We start from the raw sequence: 12,716 nt of genomic DNA on the forward strand, positions 1-12,716 counted from the left end.
GAATTGGGATGCTTCTTTTGTACATTGTTGCCATGAGGGTTGCTAATCTTTTATAGAGATCTTTGAATCAGTATGCGACCTTGCACTTCCATCTTTGTTAGGATTAACACCATTACCAGTCCTATGAACGATAAAGCACCAAAAAATAAGTACGTATAAAAGATGCTGTATTTATCAAAGATCACACCGCCTACAAACGTACAAAACCAAGAGCCTAAGCCATTCCCTACAGCTGTGTATAGAGAAACTGCGGTTGCTCTCACTTCTACTGGTGTATAAGCTCGCACATATTCCATGGCTGCTGGGATGAACAACCCAACTGAAAATCCTTGTACGATGGTTGTCAATAATACGATTTGGTAAGAGGGTTCAAAAAAATAAAAGGTCCAACGAACAGCAGAAACCGTCGCTGCAAAGACCATAATATGCATCATTCCCCATCTTTTTATGGTGAGTCCAGCAAACTTCATAAATGGAGCTTCACTTCCAGCTGCGATCAAGAAAGCAAGTCCCACACCTGCTAAAGTTCCGCCTGTTTCTTGAATATAAAATCCAAAGTAAAAGTTATTAGCAAAAATAGGACCAAACACCAAGAACGTAGCAGCGAGAAAAACGAGGTAGGAAGGCATCCTGACTAGCTGCCCAATCCCCTTCCTTAGATCTGTACGGAGCGATTGGTTATCTTTCGGCATCTTGAAAACAAATAAAATACAAAGAAGAAGAACAGTGGTAAACATATAGAAAATCACTTGAATTCCAATGGAATCTGAAAGCTTTCCTGCTATATATACAGCTACTGCAAATCCGATCGCCCCAAAAAGTCTGTAGTTTCCATACTGCTTGTTCTCTTTTTGTACGTAATTTAAAAGAATGCTGTCTGAAACAGGAACTAACGCACTCTGCATAAAAGAAAACGCGATAAGTATGCCGATCAACCAAAAATAGGACTCGAAAAGATAGATGCTATATCCTAACCCAGCTGTTAAAAGCAATGATAGAACTAACACGGATCTTGGACGCCTTGAATAATCTGTAACCACACCCCATAGAGGCTGAGCAAATATCATCACGACTGGACTGATAGACATCAATGTGCCTATTTCTGTCCCACTGAGACCTACTGAATCTTTAAAATAAACACCCAATAACGGAAATAAACTCCCTAGACCAAAAAAACTTAAAAGATAAAAGCCTTTTAGACTGATAGAGGTTTTATCGAAAGAATTATTCATGATGTACCCTCTCTTACATGCTATTTAGCTAGTTCGTAAATGGCTTGAGCGTAGATGGCAGAAGCGAGAAGTAAATCCTCTACAAACAAGTGTTCATCCTTTTGATGAGCCACATCTTCTCGTCCAGGGAACAACGCGCCAAAAGCAACTCCTGTCTCCAATGACCGTGCATAAGTACCACCGCCAATAGCCATCAATTCACCCTTTTTCCCCGTTTGATCTTCATAAACCTTTTGAAGGGTTTGAATCAGTGGGTGACTTTCTTCTACATAGTTAGGTGGATTGTTTTCAATAATTCTCATCGACCAATCATCTGTCTTCGCTCTTGTTGATAAAGTATTTTCGATCTTCTTGCTATCATGTGTAACCGGATAGCGTATATTTAACCCTACTTTTCCGCCTTCTACTTGATCATATGAAAGGATTCCAGCATTGACCGTTAGATTACCGCTCGCCTCATCTTCTGCAGCAATATCTAGCTTATTACCTGTAAATTCGCCCGTAAGTTCGTCCAACAAGCGAAGAAATGACTTAGCGTTTCCAGTGAAAGAAAGAGTGTTTAAGAATTCACCAAGCATAAGTCCAGCATTCTTACCCATGTCTGGTGTACTTCCATGTGCAGATTTCCCTTTAACTTTCAGGATTAAAGCATCACCTTCTATTTGAGCTTGGTATTCTATTACAGATTTCTCACCAAACGCTTCGAACGATTGTTGAATTTCCTCCAAGTTGCTTGCTTGAATCTTAGCCTCTGCATAGTCTGGAACCATATTTAAACGCTGACCCGATGTAAAAGAAAGTAAATGAAGGTCACTTGTTTCTTCCTTTTGATTGTTATCTAGACGAAACTCCACATCAAAGATTCCTTTTTCTGCAAAGATGATCGGAAAATCAGCATCAGGTGCAAAACCGATCGCTGGCATCTCTTCTTTCGTAAAGTAATGTCTCACACATCGCCAGTTGCTTTCTTCATCACAACCAATGATCATGCGGACTTTTTTCGATAGTGGAAGCTTGAGTTCCTGAATGATTTTCATCCCATAAAAAGCTGCCATCGTTGGTCCTTTATCATCAATCGCACCTCGTGCGAAGATTTTTCCGTCTTTCACTTCTGCTCCAAAAGGTTCTACAGACCAGCCATCACCAGGAGGTACTACGTCAACATGACATAGAACACCTACGATGTCTTCTCCGTTTCCAATCTCGATGTGACCGGCATATCCGTCCACATTCTTAACAATCATTCCACTTTCTTTTCCGAGGTCTAACATATAGGATAAAGCTTTTTCTATTTCTGGCCCAAAAGGTGCTCCTTCTTTGACATTCTCTTCATCGAGCAGACTAGGAATGCGCAATAGCCCTTTTGTATCCTCCATAAGCTGTTTTTTTCTCAATTCAACTTGTTCTTTCCAATTGACCTGATCCATCACACTTACATCCTTTCTAAATAAATTGTTCTGACGATTGTCTTTTCGATCACTATCAGATGATCGATTCGTATACATCTTTGCTGCAGATGATATAGAGACGTGCATCATCACGAATTGGTTGGTCCAACTTCTTGTTTATCGATAGATCGTTGCCGTCCGCAATAAGTGTAGCACCTTGTTTCAACAAACTGTCAAAAGCGTCTTTGTATGTTACCCATTCCGATCGTTTTCGCACCTCAAATAAGTTCTCTCCTTCTTTATGAGAAAGAAGCTGTGTGTAGATCTCCGTAATACCTTTAGAAAAGGCGGACCGTACAGCCATACGAGAAACTGTTTCATGACTTAAAACAAACTCATCTACTTTAGCATGCCTAAAGTTTTTAATATGTTCCTCTTTTTTGATCTCTACCGTACTATGTATGTGAGGAGTTAAACGTTCTACAGAAGTTACGATCAATAGTGTTTTACCATCAGCGAGTGCTGAATCATGAATCGAATCATCTGAAAACACAAGTACAGATTTGGCTTCCTTTAAATTTGCTTGTACGAGAGTCCCTTCTATTGATGGGTCACCTTGAATGTAATGCACACTTTGATGTGTAATCGGTGTAACAGGCAGGTTATCAATAAGAACTACTTCTAGGTTTGGATGAGTTTCGATGATTTCACTAACAGCATATTTTGCTTTCTCAGACCATCCGATAATAACGAAATGATTTTTACCTTGAAAAGTCAATCTTCCTTCCTCCTTTCGTTTACGATGAGCTCCTAATGCTTCTACCAGTTTCCCTATAGCCAGACCAGCAATACCGATGCCGATTAAAAAGATGAAGATCGCGTAAATTCTTCCTGCTGTGGATACCGGATAGTAATCACCATAACCGACCGTTGTAACAGTTGTCATTACATACCACAAGGCGTCAAACCAGTGAGGGAATGTTTTCGGCTCTAGAAGATGCATAACGACTGACGAAAAAATAACGATAAAAAAGGTAAATGAAAAAATTCCAAGCTTATTCAAAACGAAAAGCCTATTCATCAGTTTTTGTAAAATATACACCTCATCGCTCCTAACATAATAATTTTTAATAACCCTATTATTGTACCTTATTCCCATTAAAATGGTTAGAGTGTTTTGCTTTCTCAGGAATTATGGGATATTGACAAATAAATATTTTAGTGTATAATGGTGCCAAATGGGAGGTGTAGTGTTGGTTAACTAACAATTTTCCTCTATATCTTTATATTTAGGATCATATGTTCGTTATGAGGTTTTGCTGCCTAGCCGCACAGACATCTTTTTGAACGTTATTACTACATCTAATGGCTGAAGCAGCGAAGAACCAATACGGATTCTTCGCTTTTTTTTATAAAAAGGATGGGTCTTAAGAATTAAAAAGAATGTAATACAACGTTCATATTTCATTAACTTTAGACTGGTATCATATAGTGTGTTAACAACTATCTAAATAACAAGGAGTGGTTTTTTGAGTCCTTCAACTGACAGAATGTTGAATCGTGTGAAAGCCCTGTATTTGTTTATTCGCAAGAAAGGTACTGTAACAACACGAGAACTAGTTGAAGAATTTGGAACTACGCAACGTACCATCCAGAGAGATCTTAACGTCCTCTCTTATAACAATTTAGTAACAAGTCCTGCCCGAGGTATGTGGGAAACAACAGGAAAAAAAGTAAAAGTATCTTAAAAAGATATAATAAATTTTCGGATAAGCATATTGCATTAAATAATCCCCGCTAATTTCTTAGCAGGGACTTTTTTTGTTAATATTAAAGTTCATCCTTGTTGTCTTTTAAGAGCAGATCAGGAGTTCTTTCAATGTTCCATTCACGGCTTTCCCAATTCGGCGTTCCTGAAACAGGCATATACTTATCATCCTGACCGAATAAGTTTTTCCAAAATCCTTCTGCAAGTGAAAAACCAATAACTTGCTGACGATCTGTATCAATGATCAAATCTTTTATCTTCCCAATCTTTTCACCATCTTGATCAATGACAGTCCAATCTTTTATAGCCATATAAGAATAACACTCTTTTGGTTCATCTCTTTGTAATTCATTTCCGGAGAACACGAGTTTATCTTCATCAAATTCTTTCACTTGATGCCAAGGGATAAAAAAGGTTTCTTTTCCATAGTTCTGATTAGCAGCAAGGTTAGAGCTTCCTGTAAACGGAGTATGCTGTGTACCGATGCCTGAAGTGGCAGCAACTACTGTTTCCATATGTTTATCTGAGGGAACCTCTTCACGCTGATTGATTCCGTTGTCAACGGTGTACGTAAAATAGCATAAGCGATGGTCGTACATATTAAATAGAATGTCGTTGATCTTATGCTCTGTTTCTTCCGTTGAAATCGTATGATTTTGGGCTTTAGCATCCATTAACTTTTCTACAGATAATTTCATTGGTATACATCTCCTTTTTATTGGAAGATACCCCTTATAAATTATTCAAAAACATCCTCTTTTAAAGAAAGTAAGGAAAGTTCTTCGTCTGCAAGCTCTCTATACATTCCTAACTCAAGCGTTTCATCAAGCTTGAGTTGCCCCATCTGAATTCGCTTCAAGAAAATGACCTTTCTGCCGATTGCCTCGAACATTCTTTTCACTTGATGAAACTTCCCTTCAGTGATGGTTAACTCTATCTCTGATTCTTTGTCATCATTAGTCAGGGTTCTTAAAAAGGCAGGCTTTGTTTTATACCCATCATCTAAGATAACTCCCTCTTTAAAATCTTCAAACGCGCCTTCTGGAATTGATCCATTTATTTTGGCGTAATACGTCTTAGGGACATGTTTTTTTGGTGATAACAAAGAATGTGACAACTGACCATCATTGGTCAAAATTAATAATCCTTCTGTATCAATGTCTAATCTTCCAACAGGGAAAGGCTCGAAATTCTGATCTTCCATATAAAGAAGATCAATCACCGTCTCATGCCTAGAGTCTTCTGTCGCTGAAATTACTCCTTGGGGCTTGTTCATCATCAGATAGATAAACTCTTTATAAACAGCTTCTTCTCCATGAACCATCACGTTGTCATGATCAGGGTTCGCTTGAGTTTTTGCATCCTTTACCACCTCACCGTTTAACGTAACTGCACCTGATTTTAGTAACTGTTTTACTTCTTTTCTGCTTCCATAGCCTGTATTTGATAGCCATTTATCTATTCTCATAAGAAACCTCCTGATTGAATGATCTTTTTTTCCTATATTATTGTAAAAAATTGATTGATTTTTGAAGAAACAGGGTAATTTAGTACTATAGGAGGAATTGGAATGAAAAGGAAAATAGGTCTTCTAGCAACTGCACGAAAAAAAGCGTCTACCCCTTCTGCAGCTATAGATTTATACATAAGTCCCTTATTCGTTAAGTCTGTTCAATACGCACAAAATCATTATGATGATTTTTACTTTTTTAGTGCAAAAGAAGGACTATTAACGAAAGACCAATACATTGAACCGTATAATGTTTCTATCAAAAATTTTAAGACATCTGAAAAACGGGAATGGGCCCATCACGTTATTCAAGACCTTGAACAAATCATCAAGCCTTCTCAATGTAAGATTTATATTCATGGCGGTTGGGTATACCGAGAATTTTTACAGCCCGCGCTTGAAAGAGCAGGTTTTCAATTTGAAGTCCCGCTCGAAGGCTACAGTATCGGTAATCAACTTAAATGGTACGATGAACAGAATCATCAGAGTAAATAAAGACTATCGCAGAAAAAGAAGGCCAGTAATCAGCCTTCTTTTTTCTTATGCTTATTTTCTGCGTTTCAAGAAAGGAATGCGATCTCCTAATATGATATTTAATAGTCCTGATCGGTGACTTAAGAACACATACACCGCTCCACCAGTAAGAATACCGATCGTTAATTTAATGATCGTATCAAGTCTTGTCTCTGTCTCACCTAAAAGTGCCGATACAATCATGACGGTAACTGCCATCGCTGCGCAAAATAACGTGATCAGAACCGTTCTTCGATATACCCATTTAAAAGAGAAGCCGCTGTATTTTTTAATGATATACAGATTAAACAAGATAGAAAGTGTATATCCGATGTTTGTGGCAATGACAGAGCCAGTCCCACCGAACAGCAATAGCAATGGCTTGTTCAAAATCAGTTTCGCTAGGAAACCAGCTGATAAACTGATAAACGCATAACGTTGCTGATTAAGCCCTTGTAGTATTGCTGCCGTAACGGTAAACATCGCAAACCATAACCCGGTCGGCGCGTACCATTGAAGATAATAGCCACCAGTTTCCATAGATGATAACCCAAAGAGTGCGCCATATGCCGGGTATGCAAGAACCGTTAGCCCGATCGCTGCTGGTGCCGTTAAGAACAGCACCATCTGAAACGTTTGGGTGATCTGTTTATGAAGAATTTCATCATCGTTTTGAGTGAAAGACTTCGTTATCACAGGTATCAAGGTTAGCGCAAGAGCAGTTGCTAATGATACCGGGATCATAACAAGCTTATGCGCGATCTGTGTGATGATGGCGAATACAGATTCTGCTTCTTTTAACGTATAATCCATCTTTTTCAGCGTGTTAACGATCGTAAACTGATCGACCATCTGATAGAGCGGAATAGCTAGACCAACAGCTACAAACGGTATTGCGTATTTGATCGTTTCTTTATAAATATCTCTTAACGATATATCAGCAACAGGTTTACTTTCTCTATACATCTTGTCCAGATGGGGTTTTCTTTTTATCCAATACCAGATAAGAACGGCTAAGCCTGCGATTGCACCTAGTGTAGCTGCAAATGTAGAAAGCGCTACAGCTGTAGTAATCTCCCCGTTCATTAGGTTGATTACGACGAAACTTCCAACAAGAATAAACACGATTCGAACGATTTGTTCAACGACTTGCGACACAGCTGTTGGCCCCATAGATTGAAAGCCTTGGAAGTATCCACGAATCAAACTCATAGAAGGTACTACGATTAGAGCGGTACTTACCATTCGAATAACTAATGTAATATCTTCAATCGTGTTGCCTTGTCCACCTTTTTCATCAATGATCTGATGAGCAAGTATAGGCGCTAACATATACAGTATGACAAAAGCTAGAGTTCCTGTCAGCGTCATGACTAGAAGACCGGATTTCAACAGTTTTCTTCCTGCTGCATAATCTCCTAATGCATTATATTTAGAAACAAATTTAGAAACAGCAAGCGGAACTCCCATTGTGGAAATACTAAGTAATATGGTATATGGAATATAAGCATAGCCGTATAGAGCCATACCTTGTTCTTCTACTAGATTTGTAAATGGAATTACAAAGATCAATCCGATAAATTTCGAGAAAAAGGTCGCAGCGGATAAGATCAATGTTCCACGAAGTAATCGAGACAACTATTTTCAGCTCCTACTAATCATCCTAAAAAACATTATTGATATTGTATCACATTAAAAGCGGAAGTAACCTACTTTAACTTTTTGCAAAAAAGTAAGGATTATGAAAACATATAGTCTTTTTGATTAAGCTATGCTATTGTATGAAATGATTTTTATTGAACGTATTTAGAAAGTTGGGATCGTATGATTTATGATTGTATAGTGATCGGCGGTGGACCTTCTGGCCTCATGGCTAGTGTAGGGGCTGCCACGAATGGTGCACGCGTACTATTGATCGATAAAGGAGAAAAACTAGGTCGTAAACTTGCTATTTCTGGAGGCGGGCGTTGTAACGTCACAAACCGACTGCCTGTTGAAGAAATTATCAAACACATTCCAGGTAATGGCCGTTTTTTATACAGCGCCTTTTCCGTTTTTAACAACGAAGACATCATTCGATTCTTCGAAGGACTAGGCATTCAATTGAAAGAAGAAGACCATGGGCGTATGTTCCCTGTTACAAATAAGGCGACTGATGTGGTTGCTGCTCTTCTGCAAAAAATAAAGCAGCTTGGAGTTACGATTCGAACCAACACTCCTGTAAAAACAATTCATTATGGTGATGATATCCACGAAATCATTCTGCATAGTGGAGAAGTGATCCATACTAAATCAATCGTAATCGCTGTAGGCGGTAAATCAGTTCCTCATACGGGTTCCACAGGAGATGGTTATGCATGGGCAAAAAAGGCGGGGCACACGATTACAGAGCTCTATCCAACAGAGGTTCCCATCACTTCAAATGAATCATTCATCAAACAAAAGACCTTACAAGGTATCTCGTTAAGAAATGTTGCACTCTCAGTATGGAATCCAAAAGGAAAGTTGATTAAAGCCCATCAAATGGATATGATCTTTACTCATTTTGGAGTATCAGGACCTGCAGCATTACGGTGCAGTCAATATGTAGTCAAAGCCTTGAAAAAGTTCGATGTACCATCTATCGAGATGAGAATCGATTCGTTTCCTGAAGAAAATGAAGAGACTCTGCTTACTTCTCTACAGAAAAAGATAGATGCTGATCCTAAAAAAGCCTTTAAAAATGTAATTAAAGGACTACTTCCAGAAAAATTTCTTCACTTTTTAATCGAACGCGCTGAGATAGATGGTGACTCCATCGCGGATCAAGTATCCAAACAAGCCCTGCGTCAGCTTGTTGCACAAATGAAGAGTTTCACTTTTTCTGTTAACGGCACCTTATCTATTGAAAAAGCTTTCGTTACAGGAGGCGGCGTATCAGTTAAAGAGATCGCACCTCAAACGATGGCATCTAAGAAGCAAGAAGGTTTATTCTTCTGTGGTGAAATCTTAGATCTGCACGGATACACTGGCGGTTATAATATTACTGTTGCCTTTGTTACAGGAAACATTGCAGGAACTAACGCAGCTTACCATGCTATGGGCTAAGGTTGAGCCCTATAAAATAGGAAGAGTGGCAACCCATTTAGCGGTTGCCACTCTTCCTTATTTAGGTTAGGTGATTCTATTTTTTATAGATAATCATGGCTGAAAAAGAAAACATCGTATCGTCCTCTGAGTGCACATTATCACATACGGCTATTTGATAGTTAATATCCACAATATTTTCAGGAGGAACAGTACTCAAAAACTCATTTATAGCGATCTCTAAATCTTCTTCATGATCTTCATCAAAGATTTTCACTTGAATCATAAAAAGCATCCCCTTTCGGCCAAGCGTTTTGGTATTTCTTCGGCCCCTGGAGATGCTTATCCTTTGTTAGGTTTTGACTAGTTTTGTCTTTTACAGATTTTCAAGAGCAGTCTGAATAGGTACTTCTCCTTCAATCAATTCAAAGACTTTGTGGCTAACTTTTTCATTTCCGAGGCAGGCTGCAAGTGTTCTTGCTACATCTGCTCGAGGTATAGAACCGCGCTCGTTCAGTTTTTCTTTGGCTTGAATCAATCCCATTCCATCATCATCTGTCAGCGCACCTGGACGTAAGATCGTATAATTTAAGGAGCTGTTTATCAGTTCTTGATCAGCTTTTCCTTTTGCCTCTAAATAATGCTGAAGTCCTTCTGGTCCTTTTTCAGGAGTGTCTGCGCCAACTGAACTTACTAGAATGAATTGTTTCACCTTATGTTTTTGCGCTAATTGTATGGACTTTACCGCTCCTTCATAATCTACAGCATCTGTTTTCTCTGGTCCTGTATGACCACCTGAACCAGCTGTGAATATGACAGCTTCAATCCCTTCATAAACATGTTCAAAATCTTGTTCCAAATCACCTAGAACGGCAGTAATATTCTCATGCAGAAAATGATCTTGCTGTTCTTTCTTTCTAACCATCGCTTTTACAGAGTGTTCTTGATCAGCTAGTATGTTAGATGTCATTTTACCAATATTACCGTTTGCTCCAATCACTAATACATTCACTACATATCCACTCCTTCTATTTGTCTACTTATGTAGTGTTTCACGAAATGATGAATATAAAACATTTGGTTGTGTAATAGAAGTATTTTAAGTAGGTCAGGAGGTTCTGAACGTACAATTTGAGAATTATGATTTGTTCTGAAATCCAATAAAAAAAGCTCAAAACACCGTTCATCCACGACGTTTTAAGCTTCTTTCTAATTCATAACAACATTCTTATGTAACTGTCTTTGGAGTTCATCAGCATGAAGCGGCTTGTACAGATGATAACCTTGGCCGAATACACACCCTTGCTCTACTAAGAAATCGATCTGCTCACGGCTTTCGATTCCTTCTGCAATTACACTAAAATCGAGATTATGTCCCATATCAATTATCGTTTTTACAATCGCTCCTGCTTTTGAATCTGTCAAAATATCATCGATAAACATCTTATCAATCTTTAATGTATCAACGGGTAATTGTCTCAAATACGTTAACGAGGAATAACCTGTACCAAAGTCATCGACAGATATGCGAATTCCTTTCGCCCTTAAAGAATTTAATATCGGAAGAGCTTCCTCCATGTTTTGCATCGTGGTACTTTCTGTAATCTCCAGCTCTAATGAAGTAGGAGGAAATTCAGTTTCAGCTAAAATACTTTCAACTCTTTCGATAAATGCTTCTTCTAATAGTTGTCTAACCGATATATTTACGGAGATTAAGAGATCACTAAAGCCATTTTCATGCCAATGTACCCCTTGCAAACAAGCTTCTCTTAACACCCATTCTCCGATTGGTAGAATCATCCCCGTCTCTTCAGCTATTGGTATGAATTCAGCAGGAGAGATCATCCCTTCATCTTCTTTATTCCAGCGCAATAACGCTTCGACACCCAGAATCTTATTATTTCCGATATGAACTAAAGGTTGATAAACAAGAAAGAATTCTTTGTTCGTTAAAGCTCTTCTTAAACCATGCTCGAGAGTTAACCTTCTTTCCATCTTGCCATCACGTTGCTCCGTGAAAAATTGATAATTGTTTCGTCCTTTTTCCTTTGCTTGGTACAAAGCGGAATCAGCGCGTTTTAAGAGTGTTTCACTGTCTGAACCATTCCCTGGATATGTACTGATACCTATGCTTGGTGTTGTAAATACTTCTTGCCCACTCAACTTGAACGGTTTTGTAAAAGCTTGAATGATCTGTTCTGCTTTTTGTTTAATCTCACTGATTTCTTTAAAGTTTAACAAAATCAGAAATTCATCTCCACTTCTCCTAAACACGGTTCCGTTATATCCAACCGTAACCTTTAAAAGTTCTGCTACCTTCTGCAGCAACAGATCACCAAAGCTATGCCCAAGAGTATCGTTCAGAACATTAAACCGATCTAGATCCACGTACAACAGAGCTAGATTGCGACTCTGTACGTCTGCTTCCTTTATTTGTTTTTCTATCGTCTGCATAAATCCATTACGATTAGGCAGCCCCGTTAGTTCATCATAATAAGCCATATGCTCAATCGTAATTTCAGCTCTTTTTCTTTCTGTAATATCAATAAGAATAGAGTTAAAATCAACTAATTTTTTGTTGGCATCTAAAAAGGGAATTCCCCGATCTTGAATCCAGCGTATTTCACCGTTCGGCTTCATGATTCGATACTCACTTGTAGTGATCAATCCGTTTTGAATAGCTATACCTCGGTTTATGATGATTTCATCATCATCAGGGTGAATGACCTTTTTCCACAATTCTGAGTCATCATAAAAAGCTTGCAAAGGATAACCATATAACTTTTCAATACCCGATGTGATCAAAAGTTTATTGGTCTTCAAATTGTGTGACCATATCGCAACATCGATACTGTCAAATATATTTTGAAGCTTCACTCGACTCGCTTCTAATTCCGCAAAAGTTTCTTTGTGATTTAAGATCTCTTGCTCTAAATTTATTGCATAACTATCTTTTACGATCAGCATCTTATAAATCAAAATTGCAAAAAGAACAACAATTCCTAAGTCGATCCCATACATCAAATAGCTCTGATTATACATTAATCCTATTGTGCTTACAGTATGTAAGGTAAACAAAACCGCTATGATATAGGTCCATTTTTTTGTTTTTGCGTGTTTAAATGGCATTTGTAAGCCTCCAAGGCTATTAAGTATACCTTTTCTATCGGCTATTTCATGGAAATTTAAACTTTCTTCAATAAAGTAAACATACTTATAAAAAAAACTCTCTGCTCAAG

12 protein-coding genes are annotated in these 12,716 nt (G+C 38.2%); 3 read left to right on the top strand and 9 right to left on the bottom strand.

Going from position 1 to position 12,716, the window contains the following annotated elements; all coding sequences use genetic code 11:
• Nucleotides 1-50: 50 nt before the first annotated feature.
• Genes IHV09_RS20070 through IHV09_RS20080 form a run of 3 tightly spaced genes read right to left on the bottom strand, consistent with a single transcriptional unit; the run spans nucleotide 51 to nucleotide 3,722 of the window.
• Nucleotides 51-1,232, bottom strand: a complete 1,182-nt coding sequence (locus tag IHV09_RS20070; RefSeq protein ID WP_197265341.1) for an MFS transporter — start codon at nucleotides 1,230-1,232, stop codon at nucleotides 51-53.
• A gap of 20 nt (nucleotides 1,233-1,252) precedes the next feature.
• Nucleotides 1,253-2,659: a dipeptidase PepV gene (gene pepV / locus IHV09_RS20075; protein ID WP_197265367.1), complete on the bottom strand. Its 1,407-nt coding sequence runs from the start codon at nucleotides 2,657-2,659 to the stop codon at nucleotides 1,253-1,255.
• Nucleotides 2,660-2,714: 55 nt separating this feature from the next.
• Nucleotides 2,715-3,722, bottom strand: coding sequence for an ion channel (locus tag IHV09_RS20080; RefSeq protein WP_197189609.1), 1,008 nt, complete (start codon nucleotides 3,720-3,722; stop codon nucleotides 2,715-2,717).
• A 427-nt stretch (nucleotides 3,723-4,149) separates the two neighbouring features.
• On the opposite strand from IHV09_RS20080, the gene IHV09_RS20085 reads away from it, so the two are divergent.
• Nucleotides 4,150-4,368 carry a DeoR family transcriptional regulator gene (locus tag IHV09_RS20085; protein WP_066243921.1) on the top strand — a complete coding sequence of 73 codons (219 nt, stop codon included), beginning with the start codon at nucleotides 4,150-4,152 and terminating at the stop codon, nucleotides 4,366-4,368.
• Between the two features lie 82 nt (nucleotides 4,369-4,450).
• Here the strand turns inward: IHV09_RS20085 and IHV09_RS20090 are convergent, their stop codons facing one another.
• On the bottom strand, nucleotides 4,451-5,086 hold the full coding sequence (locus IHV09_RS20090; protein ID WP_197131749.1) for a PRC-barrel domain-containing protein: 636 nt from the start codon (nucleotides 5,084-5,086) through the stop codon (nucleotides 4,451-4,453).
• Between the two features lie 41 nt (nucleotides 5,087-5,127).
• Entirely contained in the window at nucleotides 5,128-5,856 is a 729-nt protein-coding gene (locus IHV09_RS20095; RefSeq protein ID WP_197189612.1) for a pseudouridine synthase, read from the bottom strand.
• A 102-nt stretch (nucleotides 5,857-5,958) separates the two neighbouring features.
• Between IHV09_RS20095 and IHV09_RS20100 the strand changes: the two genes are divergently transcribed.
• On the top strand, nucleotides 5,959-6,393 hold the full coding sequence (locus IHV09_RS20100) for a DUF6884 domain-containing protein (protein WP_197131752.1): 435 nt from the start codon (nucleotides 5,959-5,961) through the stop codon (nucleotides 6,391-6,393).
• A 51-nt stretch (nucleotides 6,394-6,444) separates the two neighbouring features.
• Here IHV09_RS20100 and IHV09_RS20105 read toward each other — a convergent pair whose 3' ends face one another.
• A complete protein-coding gene (locus IHV09_RS20105) occupies nucleotides 6,445-8,049 on the bottom strand; it encodes a putative polysaccharide biosynthesis protein (protein WP_197131753.1) in 1,605 nt (534 codons plus the stop codon).
• Nucleotides 8,050-8,235: 186 nt separating this feature from the next.
• On the opposite strand from IHV09_RS20105, the gene IHV09_RS20110 reads away from it, so the two are divergent.
• The gene (locus IHV09_RS20110; protein WP_197265342.1) at nucleotides 8,236-9,498 is read left to right on the top strand and encodes an NAD(P)/FAD-dependent oxidoreductase; all 1,263 of its coding nucleotides are present in this window, start codon (nucleotides 8,236-8,238) and stop codon (nucleotides 9,496-9,498) included.
• A gap of 76 nt (nucleotides 9,499-9,574) precedes the next feature.
• Here IHV09_RS20110 and IHV09_RS20115 read toward each other — a convergent pair whose 3' ends face one another.
• From IHV09_RS20115 to IHV09_RS20125, 3 genes are all read right to left on the bottom strand, one after another.
• Nucleotides 9,575-9,763, bottom strand: a complete 189-nt coding sequence (locus tag IHV09_RS20115; RefSeq protein WP_197265343.1) for a sporulation protein Cse60 — start codon at nucleotides 9,761-9,763, stop codon at nucleotides 9,575-9,577.
• Nucleotides 9,764-9,853: 90 nt separating this feature from the next.
• Complete coding sequence (locus IHV09_RS20120; RefSeq protein WP_197265344.1) at nucleotides 9,854-10,489, bottom strand: SDR family oxidoreductase; 636 nt, start codon at nucleotides 10,487-10,489, stop codon at nucleotides 9,854-9,856.
• A 197-nt stretch (nucleotides 10,490-10,686) separates the two neighbouring features.
• Nucleotides 10,687-12,606 carry a putative bifunctional diguanylate cyclase/phosphodiesterase gene (locus IHV09_RS20125; RefSeq protein WP_197265345.1) on the bottom strand — a complete coding sequence of 640 codons (1,920 nt, stop codon included), beginning with the start codon at nucleotides 12,604-12,606 and terminating at the stop codon, nucleotides 10,687-10,689.
• Nucleotides 12,607-12,716 lie beyond the last annotated feature (110 nt).

Origin of the sequence: Fictibacillus sp. 23RED33 (genome assembly GCF_015903925.1) — a bacterium.
Lineage (GTDB): Bacteria > Bacillota > Bacilli > Bacillales > Fictibacillaceae > Fictibacillus > Fictibacillus phosphorivorans.